This is a genomic window from Escherichia sp. MOD1-EC5990 (genome assembly GCF_002965285.1).
In the GTDB taxonomy this organism is placed as follows: domain Bacteria; phylum Pseudomonadota; class Gammaproteobacteria; order Enterobacterales; family Enterobacteriaceae; genus Escherichia; species Escherichia coli_F.
Genome location: NZ_PTRV01000013.1, coordinates 86,640 through 105,137, shown reverse-complemented (window position 1 = coordinate 105,137; position 18,498 = coordinate 86,640). Strand labels below are relative to the sequence as shown.

The 18,498-nt window shown below is 49.7% G+C and carries 17 protein-coding genes; 7 read left to right on the top strand and 10 right to left on the bottom strand.

The genetic code is table 11. The features are described 5' to 3' along the window. Positions 1 to 5 precede the first annotated feature (5 nt). The 3 genes from ydeA to ptrR all read right to left on the bottom strand — a co-directional run bounded on the left by ydeA (position 6) and on the right by ptrR (position 3,418). Positions 6 to 1,196: an L-arabinose MFS transporter gene (ydeA, locus tag BEB42_RS16275; RefSeq protein ID WP_088541882.1), complete on the bottom strand. Its 1,191-nt coding sequence runs from the start codon at positions 1,194 to 1,196 to the stop codon at positions 6 to 8. 147 nt (positions 1,197 to 1,343) lie between these two features. Continuing rightward, on the bottom strand, positions 1,344 to 2,459 hold the full coding sequence (yneK, locus tag BEB42_RS16270) for a putative protein YneK (protein WP_000258549.1): 1,116 nt from the start codon (positions 2,457 to 2,459) through the stop codon (positions 1,344 to 1,346). A 77-nt stretch (positions 2,460 to 2,536) separates the two neighbouring features. Next, entirely contained in the window at positions 2,537 to 3,418 is an 882-nt protein-coding gene (gene ptrR / locus BEB42_RS16265) for a putrescine utilization regulator PtrR (RefSeq protein WP_105267458.1), read from the bottom strand. Positions 3,419 to 3,518: 100 nt separating this feature from the next. Here ptrR and sad point away from each other — a divergent pair, with 100 nt between their 5' ends. The 6 genes from sad (at position 3,519) to BEB42_RS16225 (ending at position 10,603) form a co-directional block, all read left to right on the top strand. Then, the gene (sad, locus tag BEB42_RS16260; RefSeq protein ID WP_105267457.1) at positions 3,519 to 4,907 is read left to right on the top strand and encodes a succinate-semialdehyde dehydrogenase; all 1,389 of its coding nucleotides are present in this window, start codon (positions 3,519 to 3,521) and stop codon (positions 4,905 to 4,907) included. Positions 4,908 to 4,970: 63 nt separating this feature from the next. Continuing rightward, a complete protein-coding gene (gene glsB / locus BEB42_RS16255; RefSeq protein ID WP_105267456.1) occupies positions 4,971 to 5,897 on the top strand; it encodes a glutaminase B in 927 nt (308 codons plus the stop codon). Beyond that, a complete protein-coding gene (locus tag BEB42_RS16250) occupies positions 5,897 to 6,256 on the top strand; it encodes a DUF4186 domain-containing protein (RefSeq protein WP_001191038.1) in 360 nt (119 codons plus the stop codon). The genes glsB and BEB42_RS16250 overlap by 1 nt, the downstream gene beginning before the upstream one ends. Positions 6,257 to 6,394: 138 nt before the next feature. Further along, a complete protein-coding gene (locus BEB42_RS16240) occupies positions 6,395 to 7,813 on the top strand; it encodes a sensor domain-containing diguanylate cyclase (RefSeq protein ID WP_000558452.1) in 1,419 nt (472 codons plus the stop codon). 227 nt (positions 7,814 to 8,040) lie between these two features. Beyond that, entirely contained in the window at positions 8,041 to 9,492 is a 1,452-nt protein-coding gene (gene uxaB / locus BEB42_RS16235; protein ID WP_000854647.1) for a tagaturonate reductase, read from the top strand. Between the two features lie 196 nt (positions 9,493 to 9,688). Next, positions 9,689 to 10,603: a bestrophin family protein gene (locus BEB42_RS16225; RefSeq protein WP_001353193.1), complete on the top strand. Its 915-nt coding sequence runs from the start codon at positions 9,689 to 9,691 to the stop codon at positions 10,601 to 10,603. A gap of 3 nt (positions 10,604 to 10,606) precedes the next feature. Here the strand turns inward: BEB42_RS16225 and tam are convergent, their stop codons facing one another. From tam to lsrA, 7 genes are read right to left on the bottom strand one after another with little or no spacing between them, the layout of a single operon-like run. Further along, on the bottom strand, positions 10,607 to 11,365 hold the full coding sequence (gene tam, locus BEB42_RS16220; RefSeq protein ID WP_001286549.1) for a trans-aconitate 2-methyltransferase: 759 nt from the start codon (positions 11,363 to 11,365) through the stop codon (positions 10,607 to 10,609). A gap of 56 nt (positions 11,366 to 11,421) precedes the next feature. Beyond that, a complete protein-coding gene (gene lsrG, locus BEB42_RS16215; RefSeq protein ID WP_000558527.1) occupies positions 11,422 to 11,712 on the bottom strand; it encodes a (4S)-4-hydroxy-5-phosphonooxypentane-2,3-dione isomerase in 291 nt (96 codons plus the stop codon). A gap of 23 nt (positions 11,713 to 11,735) precedes the next feature. Beyond that, entirely contained in the window at positions 11,736 to 12,611 is an 876-nt protein-coding gene (gene lsrF / locus BEB42_RS16210) for a 3-hydroxy-5-phosphonooxypentane-2,4-dione thiolase (protein ID WP_000774178.1), read from the bottom strand. Between the two features lie 26 nt (positions 12,612 to 12,637). Beyond that, positions 12,638 to 13,660, bottom strand: a complete 1,023-nt coding sequence (gene lsrB, locus BEB42_RS16205; protein ID WP_000172468.1) for an autoinducer 2 ABC transporter substrate-binding protein LsrB — start codon at positions 13,658 to 13,660, stop codon at positions 12,638 to 12,640. Between the two features lie 11 nt (positions 13,661 to 13,671). Then, positions 13,672 to 14,664 carry an autoinducer 2 ABC transporter permease LsrD gene (gene lsrD / locus BEB42_RS16200; protein ID WP_001222709.1) on the bottom strand — a complete coding sequence of 331 codons (993 nt, stop codon included), beginning with the start codon at positions 14,662 to 14,664 and terminating at the stop codon, positions 13,672 to 13,674. Beyond that, on the bottom strand, positions 14,664 to 15,692 hold the full coding sequence (gene lsrC, locus BEB42_RS16195) for an autoinducer 2 ABC transporter permease LsrC (protein ID WP_000911194.1): 1,029 nt from the start codon (positions 15,690 to 15,692) through the stop codon (positions 14,664 to 14,666). The genes lsrD and lsrC overlap by 1 nt, the downstream gene beginning before the upstream one ends. Further along, positions 15,686 to 17,221: an autoinducer 2 ABC transporter ATP-binding protein LsrA gene (lsrA, locus tag BEB42_RS16190; RefSeq protein ID WP_000958013.1), complete on the bottom strand. Its 1,536-nt coding sequence runs from the start codon at positions 17,219 to 17,221 to the stop codon at positions 15,686 to 15,688. The genes lsrC and lsrA overlap by 7 nt, the downstream gene beginning before the upstream one ends. A gap of 249 nt (positions 17,222 to 17,470) precedes the next feature. On the opposite strand from lsrA, the gene lsrR reads away from it, so the two are divergent. After that, positions 17,471 to 18,424, top strand: a complete 954-nt coding sequence (gene lsrR / locus BEB42_RS16185) for a transcriptional regulator LsrR (RefSeq protein ID WP_000154346.1) — start codon at positions 17,471 to 17,473, stop codon at positions 18,422 to 18,424. The last annotated feature ends 74 nt before the right edge of the window (positions 18,425 to 18,498 follow it).

The window sequence follows — 18,498 nt, the reverse complement described above, 5'->3', positions numbered from 1 at the left end:
TTCAACTATTGCGTCTGTTCTTCGAGTGTCACTGGCCAGCGGCGAAAAATGATGATTGACCATATTAACGCGGCAAAAGCAGGCACCGCGCCCACATAACCAATCATCGACATTGACCAGTGCAGACTGACCTGATTACCTACCAACGCGCCAGCGCCGATTCCAATATTAAATATTCCCGAGAATAGCGCCATCGCGACGTCGGTGGCATCTGGTGCCAGCGCCAGCACTTTAACCTGCATACCAAGCCCGATGATCATCATCGCGATCCCCCAGAAAATACTCAGCACCCCGAGGTGTATTTCACTGTTCGCCGAAGGTAGCAGCAGTGCGAGGCACACCAGCAACAACGCAATCGCCGTACTCACCAACGCAGACGCATACTGATTACCCAGTTTACCGAAAATCACGCTGCCAATAATGCCCGCACCACCGAGTAATAACAGTAATGCCGTGGCAAAGTTGGCGCTGAATCCCGCAATGTTTTGCACAAAAGGCTCGATATAGCTGTATGCCGTGTAATGGGCGGTGACAACCACCACAGTTAACAAATAAATGCTCATTAATGCCGGGCGGCGGAACAATAGCGGAAGGCTTTTCAACGACCCTGAATGCTCGCTGGGGAGTAAGGGAAGTAACTTAATCAGGCACAGAAGGGTGATAAATGCCCCGATACCGATCGCGAAGAAGGTCATACGCCAACCGAAATACTGCCCCACAATGCGCCCGAGAGGTAAACCTAATACCATCGCCAGAGCTGTACCGGTGGCAATTAAACTCAATGCCTGTGCTCGCTTTCCGGCCGGAGCCATACGGATCGCCAGAGACGCCGTAATCGACCAGAAAATCGCATGTGCAAAAGCCACACCAATGCGACTGATCACCAGAACGGTAAAGCTCCACGACAAAAACGACAGTACGTGGCTGGCAATAAACACCACAAACAGGCAGATCAGTAATTTGCGGCGTTCAACCTGGCTTGTCATTAGCATAAAAGGCAATGACATTAGCGCCACTACCCATGCATAAATGGTTAACATGATACCGACTTGAGCGGTTTGCATATGGAAACTTTGTGCGATGTCAGAAAGCAGGCCAACAGGGACAAATTCGGTAGTATTGAAGATGAAAGCGGCGACTGCCAGCGTAACGACCCGTAGCCACGCCACTTTGCGGGAAACAGTGTTTGTTGTCATAACAGATTATCGGGTGAGTTGCGAAAAGTAATGAAATGATCTTAAAACGGTTAATGATGTGAATACAATGCATTTGTGATCTAGATCGCATTTCCATCTCTCTGACGGTTGTTCTGTCACGCGTCAGAGAGTTGTTAACATCACATTTTAATGACGATCAGGAAGGTCTGGCGTTTTGGTGGCTGATGGTAAAGGTGGCCTCACAGGGGAACGAGGCCTGTTGTCCAGTAGTTCTTCGTTACTAATTTTGGGCGGAATTTCATTTTTTACAAAAAGTTTTAAAATCTTGCGTGCCATACGATGGATACTTTTATCTTCACTTAATAATGCCGGTATCAACACATCATTCAGGTCATTTTCATTAGGTTTCATAAAAATTTGAAAGTGCAATAACATATTTGTAAAAAATAAGAATAGACTCTGAAAGTGAGGTATTTCTTTGTTTGATAAAAGCGATAAAAAGCAGATACAAACTTCAGGTAGTACTTGTTTGTTAGAACCTAATGAATCCATGAGGTTTTGTAATAACTCCTCTTTTAATGGGCTATCCTTTATGTCGTAGATGGCGGTGATTAAGTTTGGGTTTTTATTCGCGAACCACCTGTGGACCTGCGGCTTATTCCATAGTCGGGGGAGTATGACAAAATTACCACGAGAGATAAAGTTCAGTACGAACAAATCAAACTGACGTAAGTAATCTGCAGCGGTATGATGCTCAGGAGGAAGAGGTTCAATATGTGGAGTATGAGACCTTTTGATGGGGACGCCGGGGCTGATCATTGGAAATTGTTCAATAAAGTCATTAAGAAACAGAAAGAGCACACGCTCGACGCCGGTCTGAAAGGCCCGACCCATAGTGACAGGCTTTGGGTCGGGAGCACAATAAATATTAATTTCCCCATCGTGGCGAAAATTATCTAAATAAATAGGGCTTAAATTTATTACTACCTGAAATTCAATGTTTTCTTTATGTCTTCCATTCTTAACAGGATAAGTGAGTTTAAATTGAACCTTTTCATTGTATAGCGTGTCGTTATCTCGGAAAGTTGTCCTCTGTATATAAGATAGGTTATCAAGATTATTGAATATCTTTTTGGTGTTTGAATTGATGTTTAAAGACGTACGCCACTCCTCATCACATATTATAATGCTGAGCGCATCAATAAAATCCTTCAAAACTTCTTTTACCTGAGGTGCAATATTGCGAACGGGAAAATCATCAGGAAGTGAGATGAAATTGCTGATGCTTACTGGCGTAACCATATTTGCCCCATATAGTCATAAGTCATCGGAACATCACTATATAGAGCATATGAGCTGCAAGAACTATCAAAAATAGCTCATTGGGAAGACTGTTTTGCTGAGTCAGGCACATCGAGCAGTTGAATAAACGCCTCAAGCGGACGCGTTTTCGCACCGCGACGCCAGACCAGCCATGTTGTTAACCAACGCCATTGCTCAGCTAACGGCCACGCCTCAACCTGGTGATGCCCCGGCATACTTTCCAGCATAGAGCGTGGAATAAGCGCAATGCCAGCTCCTGCGACCACACAGGCCAACATTCCGTGATAAGACTCCATCTCATGGATAGTTCCCGGAGCGGCACCGTCAGCATGAAACCAGCTCTCGAAGTGGCGACGATACGAACAATTGGCGCGGAAGGCATAAATGTTACTGCCATTCACCTGACTGGCACGGGTTACTGGCGCATGTCCTTGTGGCGTGACAATCATCAACTCCTCGCGGTAGACCGGTATTCCATCAATAGCAGTATGGTTAATGGGCCCATCAATAAATGCCGCATTCAGTTTTCCCTCCAACACACCTTCCAGCATGGTGCCGGAAGGACCGGTGGAAAGCGAAAACTGAATTTTGGGATAACGACGGTTAAACTCCGCCAGCGTGGGCGGAATGCGCACTGCTGCGGTGCTTTCCAGCGAACCAAGAGAAAACAAACCCTGTGGCTCATCGCCAGCGACAACGTTCCGTGCTTCATCCACTAACGCGAGAATGTGTTGGCTATAGCGTAAAAAGTTATGCCCGGCAGGCGAGAGACGTAGACGCTGATTCTCGCGAATAAACAGATCAACCCCCAGTTCTGTTTCCAGCTGGCGTAGACGGGTAGTGAGATTCGACGGCACGCGATGCACTTTTGCTGCAGCCTGGGTAATGCTGCCAGCTTCGGCAACCGCGTTGAACATCTCCAGTTGGGTCAGATCCATGGCATTCTCAATTCGTGAATAAGTGGCTTAATATTATTCATTTTCAAGCAAGAGTAAATCTGCGTATCTTTTTACCATAACCCATAAAGGAGATACCCCGATGACCATTACTCCGGCAACCCATGCAATTTCGATAAATCCTGCCACTGGTGAACAACTTTCTGTGCTGCCGTGGGCTGGCGCTGACGATATAGAAAACGCACTTCAGCTGGCGGCAGCAGGCTTTCGCGACTGGCGCGAGACAAATATAGATTATCGTGCTGAAAAACTGCGTGATATCGGTAAGGCTCTGCGCGCCCGTAGCGAAGAAATGGCGCAAATGATCACCCGTGAAATGGGCAAACCGATCAACCAGGCGCGTGCTGAAGTGGCGAAATCGGCGAATTTGTGTGACTGGTATGCAGAACATGGTCCGGCAATGCTGAAAGCAGAATCTACGCTGGTGGAAAATCAGCAGGCGGTTATTGAGTATCGACCGTTGGGGACGATTCTGGCGATTATGCCGTGGAATTTTCCGTTATGGCAGGTGATGCGTGGCGCTGTTCCCATCATTCTTGCAGGTAACGGTTACTTACTTAAGCATGCGCCGAATGTGATGGGCTGTGCACAGCTCATTGCCCAGGTGTTTAAAGATGCGGGGATCCCGCAAGGCGTATATGGCTGGCTGAATGCTGACAACGACGGTGTGAGTCAGATGATTAAAGATTCGCGCATTGCTGCAGTCACGGTGACCGGAAGTGTTCGTGCGGGAGCGGCTATTGGCGCACAGGCTGGAGCGGCACTGAAAAAATGTGTACTGGAACTGGGCGGTTCGGATCCGTTTATTGTGCTTAACGATGCCGATCAGGAACTTGCGGTGAAAGCGGCGGTAGCCGGACGTTATCAGAATACCGGACAGGTTTGTGCAGCGGCAAAACGCTTTATTATCGAAGAGGGAATTGCTTCGGCATTTACCGAACGTTTTGTGGCAGCTGCGGCAGCCTTGAAAATGGGCGATCCCCGTGACGAAGAGAACGCTCTCGGACCAATGGCTCGTTTTGATTTACGTGATGAGCTGCATCATCAGGTGGAAAAAAACCTGGCGCAGGGCGCGCGTTTGTTACTGGGCGGGGAAAAGATGGCTGGGGCAGGTAACTACTATCCGCCGACGGTTCTGGCGAATGTTACCCCAGAAATGACTGCTTTTCGGGAAGAGATGTTTGGCCCCGTTGCGGCAATCACTATTGCAAAGGATGCAGAACATGCGTTGGAACTGGCTAATGATAGCGAGTTCGGCCTTTCAGCGACCATTTTCACCACCGACGAAACACGGGCCAGACAGATGGCGGCACGTCTGGAATGCGGTGGCGTGTTTATCAATGGTTATTGTGCCAGTGATGCGCGAGTCGCCTTTGGTGGCGTGAAGAAGAGTGGCTTTGGTCGTGAGCTTTCCCATTTCGGTTTACATGAGTTCTGTAATATCCAGACGGTGTGGAAAGACCGGATCTGACGCTACATATTCAGCTCTGATATACTCGCAGGTCTTTTCAGACCTGCGGTCCAGGAGTAGAAAGTGGCAGTCGCCATGGATAATGCAATTTTAGAAAACATCTTGCGGCAAGTGCAGCCGCTCATTGGTCAGGGTAAAGTCGCGGATTATATTCCGGCGTTGGCTACGGTAGACGGTTCCCGGCTGGGCATTGCTATCTGTACCGTTGACGGACAGCTTTTTCAGGCCGGAGACGCACAAGAACGTTTTTCCATTCAGTCTATTTCCAAAGTGCTGAGTCTCGTTGTCGCCATGCGTCATTACTCCGAAGAGGAAATCTGGCAACGCGTCGGCAAAGATCCGTCTGGATCACCGTTCAATTCTTTAGTGCAACTCGAAATGGAGCAGGGTATTCCGCGTAATCCGTTTATTAATGCCGGTGCGCTGGTGGTCTGCGATATGTTGCAAGGGCGATTAAGCGCTCCTCGGCAACGTATGCTGGAAGTCGTGCGCGGCTTAAGCGGTGTGTCTGATATTTCCTACGATACGGTGGTAGCGCGTTCCGAATTTGAACACTCCGCGCGAAATGCGGCTATCGCCTGGCTGATGAAGTCGTTTGGCAATTTCCATCATGACGTGACAACCGTTCTGCAAAACTACTTTCATTACTGCGCTCTGAAAATGAGCTGTATAGAGCTGGCCCGGACGTTTGTCTTTCTGGCTAATCAGGGGAAAGCTATTCATATTGATGAACCTGTGGTGACGCCAATGCAGGCGCGGCAAATTAACGCGCTGATGGCGACCAGTGGTATGTACCAGAACGCGGGGGAGTTTGCCTGGCGGGTGGGACTACCGGCAAAATCTGGCGTTGGTGGCGGTATTGTGGCGATTGTTCCGCATGAAATGGCCATCGCAGTCTGGAGCCCGGAACTGGATGATGCCGGTAACTCGCTTGCGGGCATTGCTGTCCTTGAACAATTGACGAAACAATTAGGGCGTTCGGTTTATTAATGCAGTCTCTCGATCCACTCTTCGCGCGTTTATCCCGTTCAAAATTTCGCTCTCGCTTTCGTTTGGGTGTGAAAGAGCGTCAGTATTGTCTGGAGAAAGGCGCGCCAGTCATCGAACAACATGCGGCGGATTTTGTCTCTAAACGTCTTGCTCCGGCATTACCGGCTAACGACGGTAAGCAAACCCCCATGCGCGGGCATCCGGTGTTTATCGCTCAGCACGCCACTGCAACCTGTTGTCGCGGTTGTCTGGCTAAGTGGCATAACATTCCGCAGGGTGTTTCGTTAAGCGAGGAACAACAACGTTATATCGTGTCGGTAATCTATCACTGGTTGGTTATACAGATGAATCAGCCATGATAATTGCGGAAAACGATAAAATAGCATTCCCAGGATATCTTTATTTGCCGCCGCTGTCAGCGAACATGCTATCCTTTATGAGAATTTACTTATTACGTTGAGATAATTGCCACCCGCAATTGTATGGACAGATAATTAATGCATGTACAGCCCATTTCAACTTTCCGTTTGTTCCAGGAAGGTCATCTGCTACGTAATAGCATCGCTATTTTTGTGCTAACCACGCTGTTCTATTTTATTGGTGCAGAGTTACGGCTGGTTCACGAACTTTCTCTTTTCTGGCCGCTGAATGGCGTAATGGCGGGGGTGTTTGCCCGCTATGTCTGGCTTAATCGACTGCATTACTATGCGATCAGTTATGTGGCAATGCTGGTTTATGATGCCATAACCACCGAATGGGGGCTGGTTTCACTGGCTATCAATTTCTCCAATATGATGTTTATTGTTACCGTCGCCTTACTGGTCGCGCGGGATAAGCGTCTGGGGAAAAATAAGTACGAGCCAGTAAGTGCCTTACGGCTATTTAATTACTGTCTGATTGCCGCATTATTATGCGCTATTGTCGGGGCGATTGGTTCGGTCAGTATTGATAGTCTGGATTTCTGGCCTTTGCTTGCCGACTGGTTCAGTGAGCAATTCTCAACGGGCGTGTTGATCGTGCCTTGTATGCTGACGTTGGCAATTCCTGGAGTGCTGCCGCGCTTTAAAGCAGAACAGATGATGCCCGCTATCGCGCTTATTGTGTCGGTTGTTGCCTCGGTAGTCATTGGCGGAGCGGGGAGTCTGGCGTTCCCGCTGCCTGCATTAATCTGGTGTGCAGTGCGCTATACGCCGCAGGTAACATGTCTGTTGACCTTTGTCACCGGTGCGGTGGAAATCGTACTGGTGGCAAATTCGGTGATTGATATCTCGGTCGGTTCGCCGTTCTCCATTCCGCAAATGTTCTCCGCACGTCTCGGTATTGCCACGATGGCGATATGCCCAATTATGGTTTCTTTTAGCGTGGCAGCGATCAATTCGCTAATGAAGCAAGTTGCGCTGCGAGCCGACTTTGATTTTCTGACTCAGGTTTACTCACGGTCAGGTCTTTACGAGGCGCTGAAAAGTCCATCGCTTAAACAGACACAACATCTGACTGTCATGCTGCTTGATATCGACTATTTCAAAAGCATTAACGATAACTATGGACATGAATGTGGCGATAAAGTGTTAAGCGTGTTTGCCCAGCATATTCAAAAGATTGTCGGTGATAAGGGGCTGGTGGCGCGAATGGGCGGCGAAGAATTTGCTGTTGCAGTGCCATCGGTGAATCCTGTCGATGGTCTGCTAATGGCGGAAAAAATCCGTAAAGGCGTTGAACTGCAACCGTTCACCTGGCTACAAAAAACGCTTTATCTCACGGTAAGTATTGGCGTCGGTAGTGGTTGCGCATCGTACCGAACGCTGACCGATGACTTTAATAAATTGATGGTCGAAGCCGATACATGTCTGTATCGCTCGAAGAAAGATGGGCGCAACCGTACCAGCACTATGCGTTACGGTGAGGAAGTTGTCTGACATCTTTATTCATACAGAGCGATTTTAACGGAATGTGTTCTACCACTTTATTGAGCGAATAAAAGGCGTAGTTCCTCGATTAAACCATGATCCGCGCCACACTTTTCTCATAAAACTGCTCATTAATCATCAGGAGTTGATCAAAACAGGGGTTCGGCGTATTAAAGTTTGCTAACCTGTCGTACCAATTCAAACAGGTTGTATGACTAATCAGAAGGGAACCCATTGTGAAAACACTAAATCGTCGCGATTTTCCCGGTGCACAGTATCCAGAACGTATCATTCAGTTTGGTGAAGGTAACTTCCTGCGCGCCTTTGTTGACTGGCAAATCGATCTCCTGAATGAGCACACCGATCTGAATTCTGGCGTGGTCGTTGTTCGTCCGATTGAAACTTCATTCCCGCCGTCATTGAGCACGCAGGATGGTCTGTACACCACCATTATCCGTGGTTTGAATGAGAAGGGGGAGGCGGTTAGCGACGCGCGTCTGATTCGCTCGGTTAATCGTGAAATCAGCGTCTACAGTGAATACGATGAATTCCTGAAACTGGCGCACAACCCGGAAATGCGCTTTGTTTTCTCTAACACCACCGAAGCGGGTATCAGCTACCATGCGGGCGATAAATTCGATGACGCGCCAGCGGTAAGTTATCCGGCAAAACTGACCCGTCTGCTGTTCGAACGTTTTAGCCATTTCAACGGAGCGCAGGATAAAGGTTGGATCATCATCCCATGTGAACTGATCGACTATAACGGCGATGCACTGCGTGAACTGGTGCTGCGCTACGCGCAAGAGTGGGCACTACCAGAAGCATTTATTCAATGGCTGGATCAGGCTAACAGCTTCTGTTCTACGCTGGTGGACCGTATCGTTACCGGTTATCCGCGTGATGAAGTGGCTAAACTGGAAGAAGAACTGGGTTATCACGATGGTTTCCTCGACACCGCTGAACACTTTTACCTGTTTGTGATTCAGGGGCCGAAATCCTTAGCGACTGAGCTGCGTCTGGACAAATATCCGCTCAACGTGCTGATTGTTGACGATATTAAACCGTATAAAGAGCGCAAAGTGGCAATCCTCAACGGTGCACACACGGCGCTGGTGCCGGTGGCGTTCCAGGCAGGACTGGATACCGTAGGTGAAGCGATGAACGATGCTGAAATTTGCGCATTCGTTGAAAAAGCCATCTATGAAGAGATTATTCCGGTACTGGATCTGCCTCGTGAAGAACTGGAATCTTTCGCCAGTGCAGTCACCGGGCGTTTCCGTAACCCGTACATTAAGCATCAGCTGCTGTCTATCGCGCTCAACGGTATGACTAAGTTCCGCACCCGCATCCTGCCGCAGCTGCTGGCAGGGCAGAAGGCAAACGGCACACTACCGGCGCGCCTTACTTTCGCATTAGCGGCATTGATTGCCTTTTATCGCGGTGAGCGTAACGGAGAAGCGTATCCGGTACAGGACGATGCACACTGGCTGGAACGTTATCAGCAACTCTGGAGCCAGCATCGTGACCGTGTTATCGGTACCCAGGAACTGGTTGCTATTGTGTTGGCAGAAAAAGACCACTGGGAGCAGGACCTGACGCAAGTGCCTGGTCTGGTCGAGCAGGTTGCTAATGACCTGGATGCGATTCTCGAAAAAGGGATGCGCGAAGCTGTTCGTCCGTTGTGCTAATACTTTGAACCCGGTTTCGACCGGGTTTCTTATTTCACTATATTAGTTACAACATCCTATGTACCTTTATCATTAACAGGTGCCACATGCAGCACCTGTTAATGTTGTAAGCTTGTAGGTAATTTGTAAGTAGTGTCTTGAGAATGTGATCGTAATCACGTTTAATAGGGCGACTTTTCCACGCCTGAAGATAACCATGATCGTTCGTCCACAACAACACTGGCTGCGCCGTATTTTTGTCTGGCACGGTTCAGTATTATCCAAGATATCCTCGCGCTTACTACTCAATTTTCTCTTTTCTATCGCTGTTATTTTCATGCTGCCCTGGTACACGCATTTGGGAATCAAATTCACCCTCGCACCGTTCAGCATTCTCGGTGTCGCCATCGCCATTTTTCTTGGTTTTCGTAATAACGCCGGTTACGCCCGTTATGTTGAAGCGCGAAAACTTTGGGGACAGTTGATGATTGCCTCTCGGTCGTTACTGCGTGAGGTAAAAACGACATTGCCGGATTCGGCAAGTGTAAGGGAGTTTGCCCGGCTGCAAATCGCCTTCGCCCACTGTTTACGCATGACATTACGCAAACAACCACAGGCGGAAGTGCTGGCACATTATCTCAAGACTGAAGATCTTCAGCGTGTACTGGCTTCAAACACTCCAGCTAACCGTATTTTGTTGATAATGGGGGAGTGGTTGGCGGTTCAGCGACGCAATGGACAGCTTTCAGATATCCTGTTTATTAGCCTCAACGATCGGCTTAACGATATTTCAGCGGTTCTGGCAGGCTGCGAGCGCATTGCCTACACGCCAATTCCCTTTGCCTACACCCTGATTTTGCATCGTACCGTTTATCTGTTTTGTATCATGCTGCCGTTCGCGCTGGTTGTGGATCTGCATTACATGACGCCTTTTATCTCTGTGCTGATTTCCTACACTTTTATTTCGCTGGATTGTCTGGCGGAAGAACTGGAAGATCCCTTCGGTATTGAAAACAATGATTTACCGCTGGATGCCATCTGCAACGCTATTGAAATTGACCTGTTACAGATGAACGATGAAGCAGAAATTCCAGCAAAAATTCTTCCCGATCGTCATTACCAGCTGACGTAATATTTACTCCGTACGCCGGGCAACAATAAACAGACGCGGAAATGCCAGCAGTATCTGTCCGTTCTCCTGAAGGGGATACTGCTCTTCCAGCATCTGATGGTAGCGCGTAAGAAAATGCTGCTGTTCGCTCTCGGTCAGATCCTGTAACCACGGACGTAATCCAGTGGCGGTCACCCAATCGATAATCGCCTGGTGCGACGGCATCTGGTGATAGTAAGTGGTTCGCCAGATATCGACCTCACATCCGGCTTCGCTCAAAATATCGTAGTAAGCATGAACGCCAGCCAGCGGCTCACGCCCGCGATCCGGATAATTTTGTTCCCAGGCGACTTCGCGCATGAGCACATGGGTTGGCTCTAGCCAGTTATCTGGCATCTGTACTGCCAACACACCATGCGAATTAAGTAAAGAAACCAGATGAGGGAACAATTCGTAGTGGTCGGGCAGCCATTGCAGTGAGGCATTAGCAAAAATCAGATCGAGTGCCTGTTCCGGTTGCCAGTTGCGGATGTCTGCTTCCACGAACTGGCAGTCTGGCAAAGCACTGCGCGCTTCAGCAATCATCGCCGGAGACGAGTCGATGCCTGTTATCCTGGCCGCAGGCCAACGTTGATGCAGCAGGGCGGTGCTGTTACCTGGGCCACAGCCAAGATCGGCAACGTATTCGATATTCTCCAGCGGCACTCTGGCAAGCAGCTCCACCGCCGGACGCGATCGTTCAGCGGCAAAGTGCAGATATAAAGAGGGGTTCCAGTCAGACATATTTTTACTCCCGTCAGCGCGTTACCCCAATTGTAGATAAAACTGATAAATTCGCCTCACGGCATCAACCCATTGAACAGACGTTTTTTACGCGGCCCGGTCATTAAAGATTCCAGTTTTGCGACACAGGTTTTGTAGTGGGGCGTGGTTTTATGGAACGCCACTGCGTCTTCATCTTTATAGGCTTCGTAGATATAAAAGCGCGAATTCACTTCCGGGTCCTGTAAGACATCGAAGCGCAAATTGCCTTCTTCCTGTACCGAGCCCAGGTGGTTCTGGCGAAAAACTTCGATAAACTCGTCAACCTTGTCTTCATGAACGTTAATTTCAACCAGTGTGACGTGCATAATTCTTCTCCTTAAATCCGCAGTTACTGTTTTTCACTCAGATAGAGTTCATATGCCCGATCAGCCGTTTCGTTATGGTGTACCACCGCCTGTACGGCTTTCATCATCGCCACCGGATGGTCAGACTGGAAAATATTACGCCCCATATCCACACCAGAAGCGCCCTGATCGATAGCCTGCCAGCACATTTCCAGCGCCTCGCGCTCCGGTAATTTTTTACCGCCAGCAATAACAATGGGTACCGGACATCCGGCAACAATCCGTTCAAAACCTTTATCGACATAATAAGTTTTGATAATCTGCGCCCCCATTTCAGCGGCGATTCGGGTAGCCAGCGAGAAATAACGTTGGTCGCGCACCATATCTTTGCCCACGCCAGTCACGGCCATGGTCGGCATTCCTACTTTCATTCCGGCATCGACCAGCTGAATAATATTTTTAATCGACTGATGTTCATATTCGCTGCCGATATAAACCTGCGCCGCCACCGCGCAACTGTTCAGGCGCACGGCGTCATCCATCGATAACGCCACGGCTTCATTACTTAATTCCGCCAGAATAGAGTTCGCACCTGACGCCCGCAGTACCACCGGCTTATTGGTCGCCGGGGGAACTACGCTGCGCAAAATGCCGCGCGTACACATTAATACATCGGCATGTTCAAACAGCGGGGCGATATTTATATCGATGCGTTCTAGTCCGGTAGTCGGCCCCTGAAAATAACCATGGTCAAAGGCCAGCATCACGGTTTTACCCGTTTTCGGATTAAAAATCCGCGATAAGCGTGACTGCATTCCCCAATCCAGCGCACCGCAACCTTTCAGGGTAAAAGGGATATTTTGTTGCGGTTGATCGGTGCGAAAATCTTTACCATCTTTAATATCGTCTAAATCTGCCATAACGTACTCCGGTTAAGTAATGCACATCAGAAATCGTATTTGCCGATATTCTCTTTGTTGAATATCACGCGCTCCGGTAACAGTACGATGCCATTACCATCCGCTTCGTAGTCATAGCCCTGAACGCTGTTTGGCGAGACTTCAACCTGACCTACGTCCTGAATATTCAGCTTGTCGCCCGTTTTCATTGATCCTTTTTTCAATAATGCATCCGCGACATAAACTGAAATTTTGCCTTGCTGAACCACATCCCACAGGCCAAATTCTTTCACCGTGCCGCGCTCTACATACGGACGCATCACGTTTGGCGTACTGAATCCGACAATCGCAACTTTGTCATTTTTCAGGTTTTCTGCGGCTTGTGCGGCAGCGGGCAGGGCGTTGGCGTCCGGGGCGATAATGGCGTCGAGATCGCTATAGGCTTTTAATATTCCTTCTGCGGTTTGTAACGATTTAGTGGCATCGTTATAGCCAAACTGCGTAGTGACAATTTCCCAGCCTGGATGCTCTTTGGCGATTTTCGCTTTCGCTTCTTTCACCCACTGGTTTTGGTCCGTAACGGTGGGGCTTGAGTAGAAAAACGCGACTTTGGCTTTGTCTTTATTCACCTGACGCGCCGCCATATCCACCAACATACCTCCCAACTGGGCGGGCGTTCCCTGATTAATGTAGTAAGAGCGGCACTCCGGTTTGGTATCAGAGTCCCAGGTCAGCACTCTCACGCCACGTTGCATGGCGCGTTTCAGTGCCGGACACAAGCCATCAGGCGAAACCGCAGAAACGATAATGGCGTTATACCCCTGATTGACGAAGTTATTAATCAACTGTACCTGACCAGAAACACTGGGTTCTGTCGGCCCGTCGTAGGTCACATCAACGCCCAGCTCTTTACCAGCTTGTTGTGCGCCGTTGCCACCGCTGGTAAAAAATCCCACGCCAACCAGTTTGGGAATAAAAGCAATACGCTCTGCGGCCTGCACATTCATAGAGATTGCGGCAATGCCAAGAGCGCTAAGTAAGGCGATTTTCTTAAAGCGATGAAGTGTCATGAAGATATCCTTTATGGCAATGGGTTATTGGCCCGACGCGCCAGCCACTCTTTAATTTGCTGGCGATGCAGGCTAACGGAACGACCTACGACAACGACGATAAGCAGCGCACCGGAAAGGGCGCTGGACACCTGATTTGGCACTCCTGCCATTTGCAAACCTTGTTGCAAATATCCCACTAGTAAAACCGCAATGGCGGTGCCGATAATGGAACCGGAACCACCATAAATATTGGCACCGCCAAGCACCACGGCGGTGATGGCGGGCATCAGAAACGACGCACCGAGATCGGAACGTGCTGAACCAAAATACGATACCAGCAGCACAGCGGCGACCGCAGACGCCAGCCCCGTCATGGCATAGAGTGCACATAAGGTGCGGTTAACTTTAATCGCGCTATAAAGCGCCACGCGCGAGCTTTGCCCAATCAAAAACACATTACGTCCTGCATGGGTTTTATGCAGCCAGAGCCAGAAAACGAGGAGACATATCAGAAAGATAATCAGCGGAACGGGGAGTCCCAGCACATCCAGGTTAGCGAAATCTGTAAACGCCATCGGGAATCCACCAATACCTTCGTACCCCGTCGCTCCGGCGATCCCGGAAAGCAGCAGAGCGCTTCCGGCAAACAGATACAGCGTGCCAAGCGTAATCACCAGCGGGTTAACTTTGGTATAGATAATTAATCCGGCGTTAATCAGCCCGCACAATGCGCCGAGCAGAAAGGTCAGAAGAATCGCCAGCGGCATCGGCACGCCGCTTTGAAACAGTACGCCTAATGCAATGGCGCACAAGCCGATGGTCGAGCCAAACGAAATATCGATCCCGCCACTGACAATCACCATCGTCAGCGGTAGGGCGACAATGCCAATGCAGATAAAGTCACTGGTGCTGAACAGCAACATATTGAGATCTAACATCCGCGGGTTAATTGCACCAAATGCGACAATCTCAATAACGAGCAGTGCGGCAAGAGCTAGTTCCCAACCGTAGCGAATACGCATTACGCGGCCTCCCGTTTTTTACCTGACGAAGCGGGTTTAACGGATGGCGGTGGCGTCATAAAGCGGGCATATTTTTGCCGCCGTAGATTACGTTCCAGCGCACAACGCAGGCGTCCATCAAACACCAGCACCGCCAGCAGAACCAGGCCCGCGATAAAATCATTCCACCATGCCGGAATGCGCAACAGCACCAGTACACTATCGATCTGCGTCAGGAACCATGCGCCGAGTACCGCACCGATGATCGCACCGGAACCGCCGAGCAAACTAATACCGCCCAGCACGCAGGCTGCAATCGCTTTCATCTCCAGCCCGGTACCGGTCTGGTTGGGAATAAAACCGATCTGCGAAGCAAACACAATCCCCGCCAGTGCCGCCATGCAGCCGTTCAACGAAAATGCCACAATCCTAATGGCTTCCGTACGAACGCCCAGTTGACGAGCGCCCTGCAAATTATCGCCCGTGGCATAAAAACTGCGTCCAAACGCCGTCTTCGCCAGCAGCCAGGCCATAAATGCCACCAGAATTATCGTCAACCAACCAATTGCTGAAACGCCAAACAGCAGCGGGGCGGAGAGTTGTTTCAGTTCGGCGGGTAACCCCTCAATCCATTTACCGCCAGTCCACAGCAACATGATGCCCCTGTACAATCCTAATGTACCGAGCGTGGCAACAATGGCAGGGATCTTTAGCCACGCGACCAGGACACCGTTGAAAAATCCCGCGAGCAAACCAAGCAGTAAAGTCGCGACACAAGCAACAGGTAGTGAATACCCCGCGTTCAGTAACATTCCCAACAGCACTGCGCACATTCCGGTAATCGAACCTACCGAAACATCGATATTGCGCGTGAGCATCACCAGCGTCGCGCCCATTGCCAGCAGGATCAGGATTTGCGCGCTGCTATAAACCATGGTCAGCGTTTGCATACTTAAATACTGGCGGTCGAGAAAACTGGGTAATACAAACAGCAACACCACCGCCAGCAGTGCCGTGATTTCACGGTTGTTCTGGATAAACTTCAGCATGATGCCTCCTGACGCTGACTATCGCCGAAGGCAACGCGCATAATGGTCTCGACATTAATATCGCGTCCGGTCAGTGCAGAGTGGGCAATTTCGCCCTGATGCATCACATATACGCGATCTGCCATCAGTTCGATCTCTTCCAGATCAGAGGAGATAAGCAGCACAGCCACATTTTGTGCGGCGATGCTGCGCAACAGCTGGTAGATATCATTACGGGCCGAGACATCCACGCCGCGCGTCGGCTCATCGACAATCAAAACTTGCGGCGAAGCTTCCAGACATTTGGCAATCAGGATTTTTTGCTGGTTGCCGCCGGATAAGGTCCGCGCAGCTTGTTCCGGTTGGTTAAATTTAATATTCAGAGCCCGACGATAACGTTCCAGTGTGGCGTTATCTTTCGCGGTTTTCGCCCAGAATCCACGAAGGTTATGAGTAAGGGCGCAGACATTCCAGGCCAGCGAAGCATCGAGATTCAGTCCGGATGACTGGCGATCTTCCGGCAGATAAACCAGACCGCGCAGTAAACGTTCTCCAGTGGATAATCTATTGATCTCTTTACCATTCAGCATAATGCGTCCGCCACGCAAAGTACGCAGACCATAGAGCGTCTCGGCCAGTTCTGTGCGTCCGGCCCCCACCAGCCCAGCCAGACCCAGAATTTCTCCGGCATTAAGCGTCAAGCTGACATTCATAAAACCTTCGCCGGTCAGGTTTTCCAGTGTCAGCACCGGCGTTCCGGCGGCATGTTGTGGGCGGTTGCCAGGTAACTCCAGCCATAATTTTTGGCTGGCAGAGAGCGATTTTTCCCGTAGCGCTGGCGTGATGGCCTGAATAATGTCGTCGGTAGACAGTTCGCTGGTTTTGCCGCTTAAGGCGATGGTTCCGTCGCGCATCACGCTAATTCGATCGGCAATCTGGCGAATTTCCGGCAGCTTATGCGAGATAAAAACAATACCCACGCCAGTAGCAAGCAACTCTTGCAAGCGACTAAACAAACGTTCGGTTTCGGCGGGGGTAAGCGAGGCGGTAGGTTCATCGAGGATCAGAATCCGCGAGTCGCGCATCAGCCCGCGGAGGATTTCCACCATTTGGCGATCGGCGACATCCAGCGATCCTGCCAGACTATGCAGATCAAACTGGCAGCCCAGCGCCGCCAGCAAGTTCTTCAGTTTCTGCATGGAGAGCTGTTTTTTTGCCAGCCCAAACAGAATGTTTTCTTTTATCGACAGGCTTGGGAAAAGCAGCGGTTCCTGGGGAACGAGATAAATACCCAACTGATGAGCATGAACTGGCGTTAATCTGGTGTAGTTGTTGCCCCCAATCTCCAGCGTACCGCTATCAGCAGGGGTAATACCGGCAATGATCTTCATTAACGTCGATTTACCGGCACCATTGCCGCCAAGCAGGGCGTGGACTTCCCCCTGATGCAACGTAAAATCGATGCCTTTCAGGACATTAACCCCTGAATACTGTTTATAAACCGAGCGGGCGCAAAGTAGCGGTAACGCGCGGGTATCACTCGTTAGCATGTTTCCCCCGTTCAGTTTTGCAGGTGAGTTTTGAACAAATGTATTTCTGCTTTCAATTTGTTCATAAACCTTAGGTGGACATTGCACATATTTCCGACGAATAGATCACAATTTATGCTATTTTGATTTTCACGGTTGCGTTTGTTCATGCTCGTAGAGTCAAACTGTGGTTGCTATCACAGATATAAATGCGCAAGAACTGAACAATTGCATTAAAGATTTAAATATGTTCAAAGTGAAGAATGAATTATGACAATCAACGATTCGGCAATTTCAGAACAGGGAATGTGTGAAGAAGAACAGGTCGCGCGGATCGCGTGGTTTTACTATCACGACGGGCTGACCCAGAGCGAGATCAGCGAGCGTCTCGGGCTGACCCGTTTGAAAGTGTCGCGATTACTGGAGAAAGGGCATCAATCCGGCATTATTCGCGTACAGATTAATTCTCGCTTTGAAGGCTGTCTGGAATATGAAACTCAATTACGTTGTCAGTTTTCGCTGCAACATGTCCGGGTGATCCCTGGGCTTGCGGATGCTGATGTCGGCGGGCGACTAGGGATAGGCGCGGCGCATATGTTGATGAGTTTACTTCAACCACAACAGATGCTGGCGATTGGTTTTGGCGAGGCAACCATGAATACGCTGCAACGCTTAAGTGGTTTTATTTCGTCGCAGCAAATTCGCCTGGTCACGCTCTCCGGTGGCGTCGGTTCTTATATGACGGGTATCGGGCAGCTTAATGCGGCGTGCAGTGTGAATATTATTCCGGCTCCGCTGCGGGCATCCTCCGCTGACATTGCCCATACGCTAAAAAATGAAAATTGCGTCAAAGATGTTCTGTTAGCCGCACAAGCTGCGGATGTGGCGATTGTCGGCATTGGGGCCGTGAGTCAACAAGACGACGCGACGATCATTCGCTCCGGTTATATCAGTCAGGGCGAACAGTTAATGATTGGCCGAAAAGGGGCGGTTGGCGACATTTTAGGCTACTTTTTTGATGCAAAAGGTGACGTTGTCACGGATATTAAAATACATAACGAACTGATTGGCTTACCTTTAAGCGCGCTGAAGACCATTCCCGTCCGGGTTGGCGTGGCAGGGGGAGAAAATAAAGCCGAAGCCATTGCCGCTGCAATTAAAGGCGGCTATATCAACGCACTGGTTACCGATCAGGACACAGCAGCGGCGATTTTACGTAGTTAAATTTGCATGACCTTATTACCGGGAATGATGGAGAACGTATAGAGGAACAGACAGAACGCATAAGCCGAGGATAA

What these genes read in the sequence shown, in the direction of transcription:
- ydeA (WP_088541882.1), bottom strand. Translation starts at nt 1,196, where the DNA reads ATGACAACAAACACTGTTTCCCGCAAAGTGGCGTGGCTACGGGTCGTT.
- yneK (WP_000258549.1), bottom strand. Translation starts at nt 2,459, where the DNA reads ATGGTTACGCCAGTAAGCATCAGCAATTTCATCTCACTTCCTGATGAT.
- ptrR (WP_105267458.1), bottom strand. Translation starts at nt 3,418, where the DNA reads ATGGATCTGACCCAACTGGAGATGTTCAACGCGGTTGCCGAAGCTGGC.
- sad (WP_105267457.1), top strand. Translation starts at nt 3,519, where the DNA reads ATGACCATTACTCCGGCAACCCATGCAATTTCGATAAATCCTGCCACT.
- BEB42_RS16250 (WP_001191038.1), top strand. Translation starts at nt 5,897, where the DNA reads ATGCAGTCTCTCGATCCACTCTTCGCGCGTTTATCCCGTTCAAAATTT.
- BEB42_RS16240 (WP_000558452.1), top strand. Translation starts at nt 6,395, where the DNA reads ATGCATGTACAGCCCATTTCAACTTTCCGTTTGTTCCAGGAAGGTCAT.
- BEB42_RS16225 (WP_001353193.1), top strand. Translation starts at nt 9,689, where the DNA reads ATGATCGTTCGTCCACAACAACACTGGCTGCGCCGTATTTTTGTCTGG.
- tam (WP_001286549.1), bottom strand. Translation starts at nt 11,365, where the DNA reads ATGTCTGACTGGAACCCCTCTTTATATCTGCACTTTGCCGCTGAACGA.
- lsrG (WP_000558527.1), bottom strand. Translation starts at nt 11,712, where the DNA reads ATGCACGTCACACTGGTTGAAATTAACGTTCATGAAGACAAGGTTGAC.
- lsrF (WP_000774178.1), bottom strand. Translation starts at nt 12,611, where the DNA reads ATGGCAGATTTAGACGATATTAAAGATGGTAAAGATTTTCGCACCGAT.
- lsrB (WP_000172468.1), bottom strand. Translation starts at nt 13,660, where the DNA reads ATGACACTTCATCGCTTTAAGAAAATCGCCTTACTTAGCGCTCTTGGC.
- lsrD (WP_001222709.1), bottom strand. Translation starts at nt 14,664, where the DNA reads ATGCGTATTCGCTACGGTTGGGAACTAGCTCTTGCCGCACTGCTCGTT.
- lsrC (WP_000911194.1), bottom strand. Translation starts at nt 15,692, where the DNA reads ATGCTGAAGTTTATCCAGAACAACCGTGAAATCACGGCACTGCTGGCG.
- lsrA (WP_000958013.1), bottom strand. Translation starts at nt 17,221, where the DNA reads ATGCTAACGAGTGATACCCGCGCGTTACCGCTACTTTGCGCCCGCTCG.
- lsrR (WP_000154346.1), top strand. Translation starts at nt 17,471, where the DNA reads ATGACAATCAACGATTCGGCAATTTCAGAACAGGGAATGTGTGAAGAA.